17 protein-coding genes are annotated in these 18,785 nt (G+C 66.5%); 7 read left to right on the top strand and 10 right to left on the bottom strand.

Going from position 1 to position 18,785, the window contains the following annotated elements; genetic code table 11:
- From FM113_RS12000 to FM113_RS11990, 3 genes are all read right to left on the bottom strand, one after another.
- Nucleotides 1-449: AraC family ligand binding domain-containing protein (locus FM113_RS12000; protein ID WP_176387201.1), on the bottom strand; the 449-nt coding region annotated here is incomplete at its 3' end.
- Nucleotides 450-546: 97 nt separating this feature from the next.
- Nucleotides 547-1,005, bottom strand: coding sequence for a hypothetical protein (locus tag FM113_RS11995; protein ID WP_087015003.1), 459 nt, complete (start codon nt 1,003-1,005; stop codon nt 547-549).
- A gap of 147 nt (nt 1,006-1,152) precedes the next feature.
- Nucleotides 1,153-1,998 carry an SDR family NAD(P)-dependent oxidoreductase gene (locus FM113_RS11990; RefSeq protein WP_254908993.1) on the bottom strand — a complete coding sequence of 282 codons (846 nt, stop codon included), beginning with the start codon at nt 1,996-1,998 and terminating at the stop codon, nt 1,153-1,155.
- 348 nt (nt 1,999-2,346) lie between these two features.
- Here FM113_RS11990 and FM113_RS11985 point away from each other — a divergent pair, with 348 nt between their 5' ends.
- Nucleotides 2,347-3,990, top strand: coding sequence for an amidohydrolase (locus tag FM113_RS11985; RefSeq protein WP_087015001.1), 1,644 nt, complete (start codon nt 2,347-2,349; stop codon nt 3,988-3,990).
- Nucleotides 3,991-3,992: 2 nt separating this feature from the next.
- Complete coding sequence (locus FM113_RS11980; protein WP_087014999.1) at nt 3,993-4,304, top strand: EthD family reductase; 312 nt, start codon at nt 3,993-3,995, stop codon at nt 4,302-4,304.
- 149 nt (nt 4,305-4,453) lie between these two features.
- Here FM113_RS11980 and FM113_RS11975 read toward each other — a convergent pair whose 3' ends face one another.
- Both FM113_RS11975 and FM113_RS11970 read right to left on the bottom strand, forming a co-directional pair.
- Entirely contained in the window at nt 4,454-5,971 is a 1,518-nt protein-coding gene (locus FM113_RS11975; RefSeq protein WP_087014997.1) for an ABC transporter substrate-binding protein, read from the bottom strand.
- Between the two features lie 51 nt (nt 5,972-6,022).
- On the bottom strand, nt 6,023-8,347 hold the full coding sequence (locus tag FM113_RS11970; RefSeq protein WP_087014995.1) for an arylsulfatase: 2,325 nt from the start codon (nt 8,345-8,347) through the stop codon (nt 6,023-6,025).
- Between the two features lie 146 nt (nt 8,348-8,493).
- Here FM113_RS11970 and FM113_RS11965 point away from each other — a divergent pair, with 146 nt between their 5' ends.
- Nucleotides 8,494-9,102, top strand: a complete 609-nt coding sequence (locus FM113_RS11965; protein ID WP_087014993.1) for a TetR/AcrR family transcriptional regulator — start codon at nt 8,494-8,496, stop codon at nt 9,100-9,102.
- Nucleotides 9,103-9,284: 182 nt separating this feature from the next.
- A complete protein-coding gene (locus FM113_RS11960) occupies nt 9,285-10,127 on the top strand; it encodes a formylglycine-generating enzyme family protein (RefSeq protein WP_254908992.1) in 843 nt (280 codons plus the stop codon).
- 189 nt (nt 10,128-10,316) lie between these two features.
- On the opposite strand, the gene FM113_RS11955 is transcribed toward FM113_RS11960, so the two are convergent.
- Nucleotides 10,317-11,894 carry a GMC family oxidoreductase gene (locus tag FM113_RS11955; RefSeq protein WP_087014991.1) on the bottom strand — a complete coding sequence of 526 codons (1,578 nt, stop codon included), beginning with the start codon at nt 11,892-11,894 and terminating at the stop codon, nt 10,317-10,319.
- Between the two features lie 209 nt (nt 11,895-12,103).
- Here FM113_RS11955 and FM113_RS11950 point away from each other — a divergent pair, with 209 nt between their 5' ends.
- Nucleotides 12,104-12,700: a TetR/AcrR family transcriptional regulator gene (locus tag FM113_RS11950; RefSeq protein ID WP_087014989.1), complete on the top strand. Its 597-nt coding sequence runs from the start codon at nt 12,104-12,106 to the stop codon at nt 12,698-12,700.
- Here the strand turns inward: FM113_RS11950 and FM113_RS11945 are convergent.
- From FM113_RS11945 to FM113_RS11935, 3 genes are read right to left on the bottom strand one after another with little or no spacing between them, the layout of a single operon-like run.
- On the bottom strand, nt 12,697-13,833 hold the full coding sequence (locus tag FM113_RS11945) for a phosphotriesterase (protein ID WP_087014986.1): 1,137 nt from the start codon (nt 13,831-13,833) through the stop codon (nt 12,697-12,699). The two genes, FM113_RS11950 and FM113_RS11945, sit on opposite strands and share 4 nt — an antisense overlap.
- The gene (locus tag FM113_RS11940) at nt 13,830-14,852 is read right to left on the bottom strand and encodes a hypothetical protein (protein ID WP_140393358.1); all 1,023 of its coding nucleotides are present in this window, start codon (nt 14,850-14,852) and stop codon (nt 13,830-13,832) included. Before FM113_RS11940 ends, FM113_RS11945 begins: the two co-directional genes overlap by 4 nt.
- Nucleotides 14,853-14,872: 20 nt before the next feature.
- Nucleotides 14,873-15,847 (bottom strand): methyltransferase, encoded by a 975-nt coding sequence (locus FM113_RS11935; protein WP_087014982.1) that lies wholly within the window; start codon nt 15,845-15,847, stop codon nt 14,873-14,875.
- A gap of 229 nt (nt 15,848-16,076) precedes the next feature.
- On the opposite strand from FM113_RS11935, the gene FM113_RS11930 reads away from it, so the two are divergent.
- The gene (locus FM113_RS11930; protein ID WP_087014981.1) at nt 16,077-16,811 is read left to right on the top strand and encodes an alpha/beta fold hydrolase; all 735 of its coding nucleotides are present in this window, start codon (nt 16,077-16,079) and stop codon (nt 16,809-16,811) included.
- A 151-nt stretch (nt 16,812-16,962) separates the two neighbouring features.
- Here the strand turns inward: FM113_RS11930 and FM113_RS11925 are convergent, their stop codons facing one another.
- Nucleotides 16,963-17,988: an aldo/keto reductase gene (locus FM113_RS11925; protein WP_087014978.1), complete on the bottom strand. Its 1,026-nt coding sequence runs from the start codon at nt 17,986-17,988 to the stop codon at nt 16,963-16,965.
- Nucleotides 17,989-18,127: 139 nt separating this feature from the next.
- Here FM113_RS11925 and FM113_RS11920 point away from each other — a divergent pair.
- The coding region (locus FM113_RS11920; RefSeq protein WP_087014976.1) for an SDR family NAD(P)-dependent oxidoreductase at nt 18,128-18,785 on the top strand (658 nt) is incomplete at its 3' end.

Raw genomic sequence — 18,785 nt, 5'->3', positions numbered from 1 at the left:
CCGGCCCCCGCATCCTCAGCCCCCGCGGCCCCGAGCAGGCGCAGCAGCATCGCGAGCCGCGACCAGCTCCGCGCGCTCGGCCGAACCGGCACCAGTCCGAGGGTGGTCCCAGCGCGCACCGCGTGCGGGAGCCGAACCACGGCGTCCAGTTCGCTCGGGGTGAACCGCACCGCGAACCCGCGCGGCGGTGCTGGGACGCGCCAGCCGTGTGTCTGCCGTTCGCCCAGCAGAATGACCTGGGGAGGGCGGAGCTGCTGTTCGACGCCGTCAACTCGGTGCTGCCCCTCGCCCGCGGTGAGCACGAGCACGGTACTGTAATCGTGCCGGTGCGACTCAGAGCGGAACACGGCCGCCGACTCCGGCCCCAGTTGCATGACGGCAGGGCCGTGTGGCTTCTGCTCGCGCTGCGTCGCGCACTCAGGTGGTGGCTCACTGGCTCCCGGGGTCACGCGGTGCTTCCTCTCGCCGCTCCCCCGATCTTGGGCCGAGCTTACCCCCGCCGAATCCGCATCGCCAGCGCCAGAGCCTCCGGTCCGGCCCGGAGGCTCAGGCCTCTGCGCGATCCTTCGTGTATTCCGAGGTCAGGGAGAGCGCGCTGAAGGTGAATGGCCGGGTGACGCTCTCGAACCCGAGCGGGCAGTGCGGCACTCCCGCGGGTACAAACACCGCACCGGAGGTCGTAAACGTGTACGGCACCCCGTCCATCTCGAACCGGACGACCGCTCCGAGGTCCCCGGGGTGCGCTGGATCGCTGCCGGTCCAAATCAGCACCTCGTCATAGTCGTGCACGTGCCCGTCGACCCAGTGCACGGGGCTGTCCGTGGGCATGATCCAGTTGTAGCTCATGTGGATCGGGCTCTCCGCGACGTCCGCGGGCCGCATCAAACCGAGCGGCTCGGTGACGTTTGGGGGCAGCGGTTTCCCAGCGGCCTGCCCCTCGTAGACGAGGTCTGAGGCGATGCTGGTCATGTTTCGGACAAACAGGTGCTCGTGCTGGGTGGTCATCATCGACTCCGATCGATCCGCCGCCCGGGACTCGGGCGCGCGTTTCCACGCTAGATCCGCACGCAGTCGGAGACCAGGGACTGCGCAACAGAGCCCTGGTACTTTGCGCCAGCCCCGAGATCCCCTGCAGCGGCGCCGAGGCCGCGACTACATGCCCGCGTGCTCAAACGCGAGTGTCGGCAGATCCACGATGTGAGCGCCACCGTCTGCCACAAGCACGGACCCGGTCATATACGACGAGTCGGAAGAGCCGAGGAAACGCACGATCGATGCGATCTCTGCGGGCTCGGCCGCGCGACCCAGCGGGACGTCGCGGGTGACCGCGGCGTATCCAGCCTCGCGATCCGTGATTTCCGGAGCGTGAGCCGCGAACTCGTCCATTTCCTCGTCAGCCATCGGGGTGCGCACCCAGCCGGGGCAGACTGCATTGACTCGCACCCCACGTCGGCTGTAGTCACGGGCGAGGCTGCGGGTCAGTCCAATGAGCGCGTGCTTCCCGACCGTGTAGCCTGCGACTGAGGGGCCGGCGAAGAGCCCCGCGAGCGAAGACACGATCACAATCTCGCTGCCACCGGTACTCGCGGCACCGTCAAGCAGTGCCGGCAGTGCCTCTCGCGCCATCACGAAACCCGTGGAGAGGTTCGCCGTGATCGCTGCTGCCCACGCGGTGTCGCTGGTGTCACCCACCGCGGCGAAGCCGTGACCGCCCGCGTTCAGCACCAGCACGTCAATCCGGCCAAAGCGCTGCACGACCTCTGCCACCGCGGCCGCAGCGGAGTCGCCGTCGGCAGCGTCCGCGACGATCGGGGTGGCCCCGGTGCGCTCGGCAACGAGCTGCAACGGCTCGATCCGCCGACCCACGATCACCACGTTCGCCCCCTCAGACGCGTAACGTTCCGCGATCGCCGCACCAATCCCGGTGCCTCCTCCCGTGATCACGACCGTGCGTCCCTTGACTCCAAGCGGCATCGTCGCGCCGGTGTGCTGTGTCATCGTCAGTCTCCTCTGTGAGTCTCAACGCCACCACATCCCCGAGCCGTGTCGAGCCCGTGTCCCTAGGTAACGTCGCCCGCGCTGCGTTGCACCAGGCCCGGCAATTCTGCCCCAGATCCGCCACCCCGGAGGGCTTCGCACTCCCAGCGACAACACCGCAGCACGCACGGTCAATCCCGCCCCGAACAGCACTGAAATACTGAGTGTGGAGTGCTCCGAACCCGGACCCACGGCTGAGACCGGCCCGCGCCAACACCTCACCGCCGAGGCGAGCGAGTCCCGCATGCGATCCGGCACCACCGCGCCCCAATGATTTCCCTTCCGTCCCACCCACGATTGGAGTCACCGATGACCCAGCCCACGCCTGATCTGATTCTGACCGGCGGTTCCGTCTACACGGTCGACCCCGCGCTGCCCCGAGCCGAGGCATTCGCCGTCGCGGGTGGCCGCGTCACCGCGGTGGGCAGCACCGCCGACATCGCAGCCATCGCCGGGCCCGAGACCGTGCGCCGAGACCTCGCCGGGGCCTTCGTGATGCCCGGACTCGTTGACGTCCACAACCACCACTTCCTTGCTGGCAAAGAAGACCTCTTCGAACTTCAGATCCCGATCGGTGCCACACTCGATGGGATCATCGAGGCCGTGCGTACACACGCCGCCAACCTGCCCGCAGACGCGTGGGTCGTGGGCGGGCCGTGGGCGAGTGACCGCCTGGGGGATGTGAACACATCGGCCGCGTTGGCCCGACTCGACGAGGCCGCGGACGGTCGCCCAGTCATGCTCTCCGATGACTCGCACCACAACCGCTGGGTGAGCAGCCGCGCACTCGAGCTCGCCGGCGTCACCGCGGGGACCGAAGGCGTGCTCCTGGATGGCGAACGCCCCACCGGCGTGCTCCTCGAGGCCGCGGGTGTGCCTGTCGCCCAGGCGCAGGCTGCTGCGGGCGGGCTCACGCCCGAGCAGGAACGGGCAGCAGCCCGGCGCGGCGTCGAGATCCTGAGTGCCCACGGCGTCACCTCGTTCCAGGATGCCGGCGTCTCCACCCAGATACTCGAGGCACTCCGTGCGCTCGACGTTGACGGCGACCTCAACGCCTGGGTTGTCAGCTCCATGCTGATCAACGATGAAATCTTCGGCTTCGACACTGTGGGCGAAGATCTCGTCTTCGGCGGCGAGCAATACCGGACCGAGCATCACCGACCCGACTTCGTGAAGATTTTTCTCGACGGGGTGCCTCCCACTCGCACCGGCGCGTTTCTGGAGCCGTATCTTCCCGACGATGTGCACGGCGCACACCACCACGGCAACACCCTCCTTGACCCCGAGGAACTCGTCACCTGGCTCCGCCGCGTCGCGCAGGTCGGCCTGTCCGCGAAGATCCACTGCACCGGCGACGCCTCCGTACACGCGGTGCTCAACGCGGTCGAGGTGATCCGGGGCGAAGGCTTTACCGACACCCGCTACCAGGTGGCGCACGGGCAGTTTGTGCACCCCGACGATGTTCCCCGCTTCGCCGCGCTGGGCGTTGCCGCGGACATTTCCCCATTCATTTGGGTGCCCGGCCCCATCGTCGAGGCGATCCGTGAGGTGCTCCCCCGCGATCGCGCAGACCAAATGCAACCCAACCGGTCACTCCTCGACGCGGGCGCGGTTGTCGCTGGCGGATCCGACTGGCCGGTGTCGCCCTCGCCGAATGCGTGGGAGGGGATCCACGGTCTCGTCACGCGCGAAGACCCGAGCGGCACCTACCCGGGCACGCTCTGGCCCGAACAGGCGATCGACTTGGAGGAAGCGATTGCCGCGTTCACCGTCAACGGTGCTGAAGCGATGGGACTCGGGGCAGAAACCGGATCGCTCACAGTCGGCAAGTCCGCTGACTTCGTGGTGCTGAACCGTGATCCCTTCACTCACCCCATGACCGAGCTTGTGCAGACTGCCGTAACTGAAACCTGGTTCGCGGGTCGCCGCGTCTACGCTGCCGAGGAGGCATAGCCGTGCACAAACTCATGGTGCTCTACCCCGAGCCGCTGGATCGCGCTGTCTTCACTGCCTACTACGAGGGCACGCACCTGCCGCTCTGCGCAGCCCTGCCCGGGGTGCTGCGGATCAGCTACGCGCTCGGCATCTCCGAGCCCGGCGACGGCCCCTACTTTGGTGTGTTCGAGGCGGAATTCGAGAGCGAGGCGGCGCTGGCCACCGCACTCGCCTCGCCCGAAGGCCGAGCCGTCGAGGCCGACGTTCCGAATTACGCGACCGGCGGCGCGCAGGTGCTCCGCTTCGCCGTGGCCGAGGTGGGCCTGGGGTAGCGCCGCGGCGCGGGATCGCGCCCCGCCGCCACGCGACCACATCGCAGGGTGAGGTGTGGGAGCTTCAGGTTTCTGAAGCCCCCACAAAAATCGCCCTTCGGCGCGGGGCCGAGTCCCCACGCCGAAGGGCGAGTCCGGGCGAACGCGTGTTAGGCGGACGGCTGAATCTGGCGGAGTGCTGGGAACATCATCCCGGTCACCGGTTCGACGGTGACCTTCGGCACGCTCGCGTAGATATTGTTCGACTGGTACCACACGACGTGCCAAGCTTGCTCGGTCAGCTCCGCATTGAGTTTCGCGATCGCTGCGTCCTGCTCGGCACCCTGAGGGGCCGCAAGCACACCGTCAACGTGCGACTGGAGTTCGGGGAACTGGGCAATATCGGGTTCCGGCATGTACCACTGCGGCACCGTGAGCTGCCGCGCAATCGTCGCGATCGGGTTCGAATCGACGGCCAGCACGGCGATGAACATCGGATAGCTTGGCGCGTTGGACTGGTAGTCCGCATACTGGAACTCGTCCCACGTCACGCGGATACCCAGTTCTCCAAACACCTGCTCGACAGCGGGCTGCCATCCTTGGAAGGGCGGTGCCATGGGCATCGTCACCGCAAAGCCGTCCGCATAGCCGGCCTCGGCGAGGAGTTGCTTCGCCTTCGTGAGGTTCGGCGCGTAGCGATCGTTCAGGTCTGGGTCGTTGCCGGTGAAGCCCGCCGCGAAAAGCTGGTTCGTGGCAGTCCCCTGCCCCTCGCCCACGCTGTCGAGCAACGCTTGACCATCGAACGCATAACTCAGCGCTTGCCGCACACGAACGTCTCCGAGCGGGGCAAGCTGCTCACCCGTGTGATCGTTGATCCGAAGCCCTACCCAGGAAGCGGTCTGTGAGACCACGTTCCACCCGTTGTCTTCGGCGAGCTTGGCCGTAGTGGCGTCCCCGTAACTCACGTCGATCTGCCCAGCCTCAAACGCATTGTTGCGCGCGCTCGGATCCTGCATCGGCATGACCGTGACGCGTTCAAACGGGAACTCGGCTTCCGCCCAGTGCCCCGCCACGCGGTCGAAATGGTATTCCGATCCGGCGACCGTGTCCGCGGCGAGCACGTACGGCCCCGAACCGACCGGCGCTTCGGCGAGCGTACCGGCGGCGAGCGCGCTCGGTGCGACCATATAGCTGCGGCCGATACCCATGAAGTAGAGCAACCGGTCGTCGCGGGCCGAAAGCGTAATCTCGATAGTGTCTGGGTCGACCGCGGTGACGCCGGAAACGTTGAGATACGCTTCACGCGACACGGCCCCGTCCTGCAAATACTCAAGATTGGTGACGGCAGCGTCCGCATCAAAAACGGTTCCGTCCGAGAACACCGCATCGTCGCGGAGATTCATCGTCAGCGTGAGCCGATCCTCCGAGTACTCCCAGTCCGTTGCGAGCGCGGGCTGCGGTTCTCCGGAACCGTCAATCGCGACGAGTGGGTCGTACACCGCGGACAGATAGGGCGCATTGAATCCAATGTCCGCGATCGCCGTGTCCCAAGAGGTCAGATCGATGAAGTTGCCGATCCGGAGCTCAGTGGGTGCCTCGCCCGAGCCCGTCTGCGAGGAGCCGCTGCAGGAGGTGAGCAGCAGCGCCGTCGCTGCGAGGGCCGCGACCGCGGCCACCTGGTGTTTCATGGGTTTCCCTTCCTTGGGTACAAACGCGGTGCCCGGCCGGGCACCGCGGGGTCAATCGGCGATCGCGAGCACGGCCTGATCGATGCGCCGGATCACGGTGTGGTCGTACCGGGAGCGCTCGCCGGGAACATAGCGCACTCGATGGAGCGTCCCGCCGCCGAACCGGAATGCTCCGTGTCGTTCGTAGAGTTCCCAGTCCACGGGTCCGCCATAGTCGTAGCCGACGCTGATCCCGGTAAACGGGGCCATTCCGAGCAGCATGGGTACCGCTGAGATTTCCGTGACGTCTCCGCCGAGCACGCGCAGCCGCACCCGCCAGCGCAACTCCGGGAGTTCGGTGAACTCAACGACGATCTGATGCGATCCGGGTTCGAGAACTCCGCTCTGTGCACGGTGCATCTCACCGTAGGCGTTGTAGGCAAAGGACAGTCGGCCCGTTTCAATCGCAAGAAGATACCCGCCGCCCTGATCGCCATGTGCGACGATCACGCCTGCCGTGTCGGCACGAGTGTCCACGGAGATCTGGATCTCGAAGGAGCGCAGCACGGTAAGCCGGGAGGCGCGGAAGCGTTCAAGCGGCGGCCGGAACGGGGGCACTACAACCGGCTCGCTCAGTGCAAGCTCTGTCTCGGGTCGTGTCGCGAAGAGCGAGCCGTCGTCGTTGAGCGGGAACACGGTATTCCGCCAGGCTTCTCTGCGCCAGGTCTCCGCAAGCTCGTGTACGAGCTCTGGCTGCTCTCCCGCAAGGTCTCGAGTTTCTCCGGCATCGCCGTCAAGATCGTAGAGTTCCCAGGTCCCCCCGGTCGCGCCCTCAGTGGGCACCGGAGGCACCGGGGCAATCGCCTTCATCCCTTGCGACACGAGCGAGCGCGATCCAAAGCACTCGAAGTACTGCAGCCCACGGCCAGGTGCAGCCGGATCGTCGAGCACCGCGGCAAAGCTGGACCCGTCGAACGACAGTGCGGGGCGCCCGTGTCGCGTCTTGAGCGGTGGCACGCCGGTCAGCTCCAGAATTGTGGGCGTGAGATCCGACACGAAGATACGCTGCGACCGAACCCCGGTTTCCCCGTTCTGGTCCGCCCGTCCCGGCCACGACACGATGAGTGGCGCGTGCACCCCACCTTCGTAGAGGGATCCCTTGAACGATCGGAACGGGGTGTTGGATACTCTCGCCCAGCCACTCGGGTAGTGGCTGTGTACCCTCGGCCCCCCGATCAGATCGAGCTCACGCGGGACGTCCCGGACCCAACCATCCGGGAGTGGAAGCCCGGCAACGAACTGAGAAAAGTAGCTCCGGGTCCCCGTCGGGCCGCCCTCCGCTGTGCCGCCGTTGTCACTCGCAATCACGATGATCGTGTTCTCGAGTTCGCCCAGCTCCCGGAGTCGCGCGACGAGCGTTCCGACGCTCTCATCCACTGCCGTGACCGCGGCTGCATACACCTCCATGTGCCGAGCAAAGAGAGCCCGGTCCTCGGGACTGAGTTCTTCCCAGGACGGAATGTCTGCGTCGCCGGGGAGATCTCCGCCGGAGAGGACCGTGCTCCGCGGAACGATCCCCAGCTCTTGCTGACGCGCGAACCGCTCGCGTCGCACCGCGTCCCACCCCGCCTCATAGCGTCCTCTCTGAGCGGCAATGTCTGCGGCCTTCGCCTGCAGCGGCCCGTGCACGGCGGCATGCGCGAAGTACAGGAAAAAGGGCTTCGCTGCATCGTTCGCGCGGAGCTCGTCGATCATCGTGACAGCCTCACGGGTAAGATCGTCGGTCAGGTAGTAATCCGGCCCGAACTCTTCCCGATCCAACACCGAATTGTCGCGTACCAGACGGTGCGGATGATGCATCGAGGTGAACCCGTCCATGCACCCGTAGTACCGGTCGAAGCCGCGCTGCACCGGCCACGAGGACCGATCCCCCGCATCGTGCATCTGCGATTCGACTGTCAAGTGCCACTTGCCCACCATGAGGGTCGCGTACCCTCCGGCGCGCAGCGACTCAGCGAGCGTGGCCGCGGTCGCGGGAAGTTCGCAGCTGAAACCGGGGTATCCAGGGTCCACATGTGCCACGGTCCCAAATCCGGCCCGGTGCGGGTTCAGCCCGGTCATGAGCGAGGCACGGGCGGGGGAACACACCGGGGCCGTGTGGTAGTTCGTGAATGCCAGACCGCGGCGAGCGACGCCGTCGATATGCGGGGTAGGGATCTCGCCCCCGAAGGGGCCAAGGTCGCTGAATCCGAGATCGTCGATGAGCACCACAACGACATTGGGGGATCCTTTCGGGGCACGTGCGCGAGATGGGTACCACGGCGTGGAGTTCGAGGCGAACTCCCCCACAATCCCTCGGAAATCTTCGTATCCGCGGGCCCCATCCTGATCCTGCATTGACGCCTCTTTACCTTTTCGAGAACACTTGGTCTCTAAAGAGTAATCACGAGACGGGCTCCTAAATGTCACAGAACGGTAACTTTCTACACGTGGAGAATCACGTACACTGAGGAACACCACGTTCCCCAACCTGAGAGCCCTCGATGCCCAGAATTGTCGACCACGATGCCCGCAGGGATGAGATCGCGAGTGCCGCCTGGATCGTCATCGCCCGAGACGGCTTCGAGCGACTCACTATGCGAAACATCGCCGCAGAAGCCGGGTACGCGCACAGCGCGTTCGCGCGATACTTCCCTGACAAGGAAAGCCTGCTCCTCGCGGCGTTCCTCCGCACCCGCAGTGAAGCCGACGCGGCGATCGCCGCGGCGACGGCGGAGCAACGGGGGCTCGCTGCTCTGCGCTCAATGTGCCTCGTCGTGCTCCCCCTCGGGGAAGCCGGCACCCAGCACGCCCGGGTCGCGCTCGCCTTCTGGAATCACGCGGCGCAGGATCCCGCGTTCTGGGTCACGCAGCGTGAGCACGCGGTGCAGTGGCGGGCGCGCATTACGCAGTTTCTCGCCGAGGCTGCGGAGGACGGGGATATTGCCCCCAGTACCAATCTGGTGACCGCGTCCGACGAGATCGCAGCCGCCAACATGGGGTGGCAGACCATCCGGCTCCTGATGCCCGAGTTTGCTACCGATGACCGGATGATCGCCGCATTGGACGCGCTGCTCGCGAGCCTCAGTGCGCAGACGGGATCTGTCCGGTGAGTTCTGAGCTCCACACGCGCCTCGAGGAGGGCGCATCGTGCTGCGCACCACGCGCGGATTCGGTTCACAAGGATCGCGCACGAGCTCGGTCAGCGACAGTCCCGACAGCCCGGGGTCGGTCCGGCGCACGGGAGTTTCGCCACGACACCCCCCAGTGCGAGATCCCAGCGGGCAGCTTCGCGATGGGCGACAGTTCCGGCGACGGACTCGAAGTCGACGGGGAATACCCCGTGCACACAGTCACACTCGACGGTTTCTCGATCGATGCGACGGCAGTCACCAACGCGCAATTTGCCCGCTTCGTCGCCGATACGGGGTACACCACGAGCGCGGAGCGGCTCGGCGCGTCGGCGGTGTTCCACCTGTTGGTTGATGCCCCGACCGCCGATATCACCGGCCCGATTCCCGGCACCCCGTGGTGGATCGGGGTGCGCGGGGCGAGCTGGCGGCATCCCGGCGGGCGGGCGAGTTCCCTCCGCGGACTCGAAGATCACCCCGTCGTTCACGTCAGCTGGCACGACGCCACCGCCTACTGCGCCTGGGTGGGACGTCGCCTGCCGAGCGAAGCCGAGTGGGAACGGGCCTCCCGAGGTGGGCTCGACGGTGCCTGCTTCCCGTGGGGCGACGCACCGATCGACGGCAGCGACGGCACCTGGCGAGCGAACGTCTGGCAAGGCACCTTCCCCGCGCACAACACCGCGAGCGACGGCTGGATCGGCACCGCACCGGTCCGCAGCTACGCCCCGAACGACTTCGGGCTGTGGCAGACCGTGGGAAACGTGTGGGAGTGGTGCGCAGACGGATTCGACGCGACAGCCTATATAACGCACGCGACGCACGATCCACGTGGACCCGAGACCGCCCCCGAGCGGGTATTGCGCGGGGGCAGCTACCTGTGCCACCCCTCCTACTGCAATCGCTACCGAAACTCGGCCCGCTCCCGCAACACCCCTGACTCCTCGATGGGGAACGCGGGCTTCCGCACAGTGTCGCGCAACCCGGTCGAGGCCGGCGGGCCCGGGTAGCCGGGACACGCCGCGCCCGCTCCCGCGCCCGCTCCCGCATCCCTGCCCCGCCCCACCTCCGCAGCATCGAGGGGACGCACTTCGGGGTTTCATGAGACGTTTGACCCCAAAGTGCGTCCCCTCGGCGCCACACTGCGCCGGATCGCGTCTTCCATGGATCCCGCGCAGGCTTGGCTTCCGCTCCGTCTCCTAGCGCTCGCCAGCGAGCACGAACTTCGCGCCCATTTCACCAATCAGTACTGCCGGGGCGTTCGTGTTGCCCGTCGTAATTCGCGGCATGATCGAGGCGTCGATCACCCGCAACCCCGCGACTCCGTGCACCGTAAGCCGCGGCGAGACGACGGCGAGCTCGTCGACCCCCATCTTGCAGGTGCCGACCTGGTGATGGTAGGTCGCTACCGTAGATCGAACATACTCCTCGAGGTCCGCGCCATCACCAATCTCGGGGCCGGGGTAGATCTCCGTCGCACCCCATCCGCCGTCCGCAGGCGCGGCAGCCAACGCAGCCTGGGTCCCCATCGAGCGGCATTGCCGCACGGATGCAACAAGCGCGGCGATGTCGTCCTCGTGCTCCAGCGCCGCGAGATTCACACTGATGGGGTCGTCAGCCCCCGGGCCGGTGAGCGTGATCTCGCCCCGCGACTTCGGGGAGACGATGCCTCCCATCAACGAGAACCCATCGGCACCACGCGGCTCCAGGTTGTCACCGTACATCGGCACTGAGAAGTGGATGGGCTGAGTATCCGGACGGTCAAGTTCCGGCTTACTCTTCCAAAAGTGATGAGACTGCGTGACCGAGACGTTCTTCTGGGGCGGCCCCACCGGGGTATCCGTCGCGAAGATCACGGGTGACAGCAGGTGGTCGTGGAGGTTCTTCCCCACGCCGGGGAGATCAACGCGGGCTGTAATGCCAATCTCCGCCAATTCCGCCGCCGGGCCGATGCCCGAACGCAGCAGCACGCGTGGCGAATCGATCGCACCGCTCGCGAGGATCACCTCGTCGGCAAAAAGCTCGCGCACGGTCTCCCCCTGACTGACGCGCACGCCAACCACTCGGGGGGCCTCACCGGTGCCCTGATCCTCCGCGAACAGCAGCTCGTCTACCCGACAGCCGGTCTCGATCGTCAGCTGATCTCGCACAGGCTTCACATACGCCATATAGGTATTGAAGCGCTCGTGATCGCGGAGTGTGATCTGCTGCTGCGAGATCCCTTCGATCCGCGCCCCGTTGTAGTCGGGGTTGAGTTCCAGTCCCTCTTGCACCCCGGCATCAAGGATGGCGCGCTGGATCGGCGTCATCTCGTAGTCGTCGGTGACATCGAGGAGCCCGTCGCCGCCGCGTAGCTCGCTCGCCCCACCCGAATAGCGCTCGATGTCGCGGTACACGGGCAGGATGTTAGCCCAGCCCCAGCCATCGTTGCCCAGCGCTTCCCAGTCGTCAAAGTCCTGGGGCGCGCAGCGCACCCAGATCGTCGCGTTGAGCGCGTGGGATCCGCCAAGCACCTTGCCTCGGGGCAAGTGCAGCTGACGGCCGAGCGCGCCGGGCTGCGGGGTCGTGAAGTAGTCCCAATCGTCCGCGCTGTGCCACAGCTCGGGCATCCGACTGAGGTCGTGAATCGCGGGGTTCGTATCTTCTCCACCCGCTTCAACAAGCGTCACGGCAACCCCCGCGTCGCTGAGTCGCCTGGCGAGTACGGAGCCTGCCGAACCGGCTCCCACCACGATGACGCTGCCCGGCCGCTGCCCGAGGCTTCCCTGATCCGACATGTTTGGTTCCTCTCCAGCACGGCGCCGTCGCACGTGCTTGATCATTCAAGGCTCACAGCCGGGCACACCGGCGTCGAGGCCTGGCGCCAATCAACGCCGCCACAGTCAAGAAGGGTGCTTGCGCGGACAACTTCTCAACTCCAGTGCCACACAGTGGTTTTTCGTCTACAGTGGAGGATAAAAGCTCATCACGGCGAGAGGGCCACGCAATGCCAAAGATTATCGATCACGATCAGCGGCGCAAGGACATCGTCGACGTCACCTGGCAATTGATCGTGGAGGGCGGCATCGAGGCCGCGACGATGCGCGAGATCGCCACTCGTGCCGGATTCGCGAACGGTGCCCTCAAGCACTACTTCTCGGGCAAAGATCAGATCATCCAGGGCGCTTACGAGCGTTCTCTGAACCGGATCCGCGACAACCTTGTGAAGCGAGTCTCGGGCACCCGAGGCATCGAAGCCGTTGAGCTATGGATGCGCAACACCCTGCCGATCGGAGCTGAGGACGCGACCGCAGCGCGCGTCCTCCTCTCGTTCTGGGAGCGTTGTGCCTTCAGTACCGAACTCGCGGGCGGGTACGACGAACACCTGGTGAGCTGGAAAGCCAGCTACATGACCCACCTCGCCGAGGGCCGCGCCGACGGCGATATCGTGACGAGCACGCCGGACGAGCAGCTTGTCGAGGAAATCGTGATGATGAACATCGGCGCCACCGTTGTGCAGGTTGTGAGCCCGAACCACTTGAACGAGCGCATCCTCGACGCCCAGGTCAGCGACTTTGTGACACGCCTGGGCCGCGCGGACTAGCCTCGTGCCCCCGGGGCACGGAAGGCGAGGATCCGGCGAGGATTGTCGACCATGATCTGCGAGAGAGCCTCATCTGGAACCCCGAACTCGGCGAGTGTTGGGAGGAAATGATCCACGATGTAGCCGTAGCCGTGCCCGCCGTAACTTCGCAGCTGGACCCGCTGACACACGTCACCGCCCAACACGAGCTGCCCGCCCCACCCGTCAGCGACGAGTTCCGCAAACCCGCGGGCCACGCTTCGATCGGTGAACGGGAACAGCGTGCCCCACGGGCTCCCTGTCGTTCCCAGGAAATCGGCCTCAACGCTGACCCCGCGGGCAAGCAGCCGACGCGCAAGCCCCATGTCATCGGCGATCGTCCCCGCGTGACCAAACACCACCCCCGCCGGGTCGGCCCCCTCGGCTTCAAGCACGTCGAGCACACGCAGTTTTTCTTCCCCCATCCCACCCATATGGAGGGTGATCGGGGCCCCGGTGAGGGCGGCGGCGCGCCCTGCCGCACGCACGCTCCGGACCTCCTCAGGGTGTACCGGCGCTCCCTCAGCGCCGACCTCCCCGATGATGCCCGAACGAAACCCGGTGCCCTCCGCCCCGAGCACAAGGTCGGAGACGATCTCCGCCGTCAGTGACTCGAGCGAGCGCTCCGCAAAGCCCGCCGGGTGCAGATCCCGCTGATACCAGCCCGCGCCCATCACCAGGTGCAGCCCGGATGCCCGGCTCAGCCGAGCGAGCGCACGGGGATCGCGTCCCACCCCTGACGGGGTGACCTCGACCATCGTGCCGCCGCCCTGCAACGCGAAGTCCGAAACTTCCTCACGCATGAGATCACCGTCGCCGAGAATATCGTTGTCGGCACTCACCCGGCCGCGTCGAGCAGCCGCCAGCGTGGCAAGCTCCAGCGGGAGTTCGGCCTCGGCATCCCATTCCCCTGGCCGCGGATTCGGGGAGTGCGCCGGACGCCGGATATCAAGAAAGATGTGCTCGTGCATGAGCGTCGGCCCCAGCTTCGCAGGATCGACGAGCCCGAGGACTGTCTGCACGAGGCCGGTCCTGTCCGGGATTTCACACGCATCGAGCGCCAGAGTTGCCGGTCGTGCACCACGGGCGCGCCCCGCGTTCCAATGTGGCGTCATGCCGTGCCTCCGTCGCTGCATACTAAGAACCGCGATGCGTTTTCGCCTGCCAACCCGCGACGCGCGGCGTCAGTAACCCCGCACATGCCGAGGTAGGGCAGATACTGATCGGCCACAAACTCCAGGCCATTCCCGCCAAACGCGGTGAGCCTGTGTTTATTCCGAAGTCCCACGCTCAGGGTGATGCGGTCCCCCAAGCCCCGCTCCACCATGTGCCGGATCGCGAGCGCCAGGTCATGATCCGACACCACGGTGCGCACAGTGGGGATCCGGCCGAGATCGTCAACACACAACCACGCGCCGCTCGAAACCAGCAGTTCGATGAGCTCGTCCAGACGCGCGTCTGCGACGCCGGTTCCGGCGGCCGCGAGCAGTGGCCTGACGCCGGTGACAAGTATCCGCTCACCGGTGAGCCCTGCGGCACGCGCGGTGCTCAAGGCTGCGGCAAGTTCACTGAAGCCTGTCGCAGGGGCCAGCGCCAGCGGGAGTCCGGTCAGGGCCGCTGCCGTGGCAGCCACGGCCACGAGGTGTGCGTCGCTGGGCGGAATTGCGCCAACGATGCCCGCGGAGTCGGGAAGCGTTTCGTCGCGGCGTGCGGGCCCCCAGGACGCCGGATCGGGAAACACCCCCCGCACGAGCGAAACTCCGGTGGCTCGGGAAAGGCGACGAAGCGCGGCCGGATCAGCGGCGCGTCCTGTCACCGAATCGGCGAGCACCACAACAAGCGGCGGCGTCACACCATCACGCGGCAGCGCGCGGAGCGCGGCCTCGGCGTCGACCTCGGTGAGCGTGCGATCGTCCCGATTCGCCGCACCGAGCAGCAAGCGCCCCAGGTTCTCGATGGTGACGGGGGCACGCTCAAACGCGCTCACGCTTGCAGCCTGGCCGATATTGCCAGCGGGCGGCGGCGCATTACGCAGCAGGGTCTCTGCCGATAGCACCGCGCCGACCGCCGTGGGCGCGAGGGGGCCGTTGACCCCCAGAATCATCCCAGCCACCCGCACGGATGACGCACTCACGACGGTCACGCTGACGCCGTTCAGACCGCGCGGGCCACGAGCACGCGGGGGCTGCCGGGCAGATCCACCATGCGCTCAGACTCCCAGCCGGCGTCCGTCAACCAGGACTCCACCTCGGTGACCGGGTACACAACGGTGCCGTCGATATTGAAGTACTCGCCCGCGTGCAGCGCGTCGATCCGGCGCTGCGTCGGATCCTGATCGAGGAAGAAATCGAGCAGCATCAACGTCGCACCGGGTGCCGCTGACGCGCGCGCCGCCTCAAGGATCGCCTGGTTCTGCTCTGCGGTGAAGCGATGCAGAACGTGAGTGAGCAGCACCAGGTCGTGCGCACCACCCGGGGTCGTCGACTCGGTCTCCCCCTCCTCGACGCTGATCCGCTCGCTGAGACCTGCGTCCGCGGCAGCTTCGGCGATCGAGTCGGTAAAGCCGGGGGCGTAGACGAAACGCGTGCGCAGCTCGGGATTCTGCTGCATGGCGGCAACCGAGAATCCTGCCGCGAGGCCACCGAAATCGAGGGCGGAACGGTACGAGCTGAAGTCGAATGCCGCACCAAACTGTTCAGCGTGCAGCGCGTTGTAGGTCATGACGCCCGCCATGAAGTCAGACCAACCGGCCTCGTCGAGTTCGAGCGTGCCGGCCGCGTCGGAGTCGACGGTGGCGTCATATCCGAGCCACTGACGGTAGCTGATCCCGCCGAGGAACGCGAGAAACGGGGTGAGGTCGACGTTGCCGGTCCCCGCGAGGTACGCCGCAGAGTCTTCGGCGAGCGTGTAGCTTCCCGCCGCGCGATCCAACAGGCCGAGGCTGTTCATCGCATCGGCGAGTGTCCGCACCTGGCGCTCAGAGCGCCCCGTCGCCACAGCGAGCTCGGCGATTGTCTTTCCGCCGTTCGAAAGTGCGGCAAAGAGTCCAATACGGCTCGCGGCGGCGAGCTGTTTCGCCCCCATGAATCCGATGGCAATGTCAACGATACGGTCGGGAGTTGCAGTCATGAACGGGTCCTTCAGTGTTCGGCCGCCCGCAGCTCACGGGACGGCGGTGTCCAGTAGTGGCCTGCGGAAACTCTACAACCGTAGACAAATAAAGTCCAGCAACTTTCGTGGTTATTTTCTACTAACATAGAAAAAAGAATCGCACCGACCCTGGGCACCGACCCTGGGCACCCTTGGGCACCCTCCTCGCCCTGCGAATCCGGCCCCGTTCAGTGCTGAAAGGTTCACCATGACACTCGCAGTTCACCACTTCCCCACTACGTCGCCGGGCTCACCCACCGAGACAGCCCCGGTACTCCTGCTCCACGGTTTCACCTCAGATGCCGACACCGACTACCTCACCACAGGCTGGGTCGAATCGCTTCACGCGGCCGGTCGCGCAGTGCTCGCGCTTGACCTTCCCGGCCACGGGCGAAGCCCCGGGATCGCCTCCCCTGCAGAGGCGACAACGTCCCGGGTACTCGACGCCATCGTGGACGCGATCGACGCGGCCGAAGTCCGCGGGCCCGTCGATGTTGTCGGCTATTCACTCGGCGGCCGGCTCGCTTGGGACCTCCCCCGGCACAGCACGCGCGTCCGCAGGCTCGTGCTCGGTGGCGTGAGCCCCTTCGAACCGTTCAGCGCGGTGGATCCGGCGGCGCTCGAAGCCGCACTGAACGGCACTCCGGCAACACACCCGCTCGTCGGAATGATGGCGGGCATGATCTCGGCCCCGGGGCAGGACACCGCCTCGCTCGCACGCCTCATCCCCGGACTGGCGAGCGAACCATTTGCCCCCGGCATCACCGCGCCGAGCTTGCCCACCCTCCTCATCGCGGGCGACGCCGACTCGATGACCGAGGGCATCGAAGACCTGGCGGGTCTGCTTGCAGAAGGCACGCTCCGCCGTGTCCCCGGCGATCACCGCGGTGCCCTCGACAGCCCGGAGTTCCGAGCTGCGGCAATCGAGTTCTTGAACTCCTAGCGTTGCGACCCGCTACCCCGCGGAACCGACCCGAAACTACACAAGCGACCCGCTACCCCCAGTCTTTCCACCCAAGAATCGGTGGGACTGCGGGAAGTGGGTCGCTTGTGCGTAGCGCCGCCGCACTCAGCGCCGCCTCACTGGGCGGCGGCTACGGCGACCACACCCCGTCCGCGCGCACCCCGCGGTCGAGCCACAGCTCGACCGTTGCCTTTTGGAGCTCCGCGGCCCCGACCCGATCCAGCAGCTCGATCGCACCCAGGTTGTCGTTCAACTGCCGCACGCTTGACGCTCCGAATAGCACGTTTGCAGTGGCCGGATTCGCCAGACAGAAAGCGAGACCCAGCTGTGCGGGGCTCGCCCCATACCCTGACGCAATCCGCTCAACCTCCGGGTAGGCGGCAACGATACGCTCTCGAATTTCCCCGACGTCGGCACCGATCTTCCGCTTCGGTGCGAGTTTGCCCACGAGGATCCCGCCCTCGAAGGCGTCGGAGGCCTGCAGTGCGAGGGTGCCGTCACTGAACCAGCTGCCGTAAAACTCACCCTCGGCCATACTGCGGCGCACGAGTCCGTACTTGAGCTGCGCGAAGCTCGGTGGCGTGAGCCCCTCGCTCGCCGCGGTGTCGAGCGCGAGCTGCAGTGCCGCGGCGGGCCAGTTATTGACACCCCAGCTCGCGAAGCTGCCTCGATCGAGTTCGGCCTGCACGTCACGCACAACCTGCGCGATGTCAATCTCCCCCATGAAGTCGCCCACGACCACCGTGTCGAACGCTTCAGGACCACCGCGACCCGCGCCGATGCGATCGAGCGACACGCGCATTTGCTCGGCGAAGCCCGTCTTCGGATATTCCCACAGCCAGAGCTTGCCACAGAGTTGATACTCGTCCCGTTCGAGCCCCAGATCCCGGATGGCCTCGCCAAACAACAGGTCCGTGCGGGATGCCTCCGCGTGCGGACCCATGTTGTAGTAGGCAACGTCAAAGAACCCTGCACCCACCTCTACGGCGCGGGTGATGAGCGCTCGGCGATCCGCAGCCTCCATCCGGTCCCAGATGTTCCACGACCCGAGGGCAAACACGGGCACCTCGGGCCCACCAGGCCCGAGCCTCCGGCGCGGAACCATCCCGCCCCCGCCCGAACGGGCACCCTGCGCCGCACCATCTTCTGCATTCATCACTGCCTCCTCGCAGCCGAAGGATGCCGCCGCGGAACGCTCCGGGCACCCCGCCGTGCTATTTTCTACAATCGTATAATATAAATCTCGCGGGTTCCAGACCAGGCACCCCGGAGCACACCCAGACATTGGAGTCACCGTGACCACAGCACGCACCGTTCTCATTACTGGCGGGGCCGGAGGCATCGGCCAGGGCCTCGGCCAGGCATTCGCCGACGCGGGCGATCGCGTCATTCTCGCGGACCGCGACGCCGCGGCCGCACAGGAGGCCGCCCTGCGACTCGGCGCGACCGCAGCAGAGCTCGACATCACTGATCCGGCGGCCATCGCCGCACTGTTCGCCGAGCTCGAGGCCACCGGCGGCGTCGACGTGCTCGTGAACAACGCGGGCATCCTCTCGGTGCACGGCAGTGTCACCGAGCTGACCCCAGAGGCCTACCGCAGCATCCTTGAGGTCAACGTGATTGGCACATTCGCGATGACGCAGGCCTTCGCCCGGCAGCGGATCGCCGCGGGCGGTGGCGGGACGATCGTGAACATCTCGTCGATCGGCGGTCGTCAGCCCACCCCCGGCATGGGTGCCTACGAGTCGAGCAAGGCCGCGGTCGACTCAGTGACCCGATGGGCGGCCATCGAACTGGCAAGCCACGGGATCCGAGTCAACGCTGTGGCCCCCGGTCCCGTCCTGACCGAAATGCTCGCGGCGGGCATGCCCGAAGGCTCGCCCGCACGCACCGCCTGGTCGAGTCGGATCCCGCTGGGCGACCTCGCCCACATCCCCGACATCGCCGCCGCCG

The sequence above is a fragment of the Leucobacter sp. 7(1) genome, from assembly GCF_900163635.1.
Classification (GTDB): Bacteria; Actinomycetota; Actinomycetes; order Actinomycetales; family Microbacteriaceae; genus Leucobacter.
Note: the sequence above shows the minus strand (reverse complement) of the source record. Positions and strands in the feature narration are given on the sequence as shown.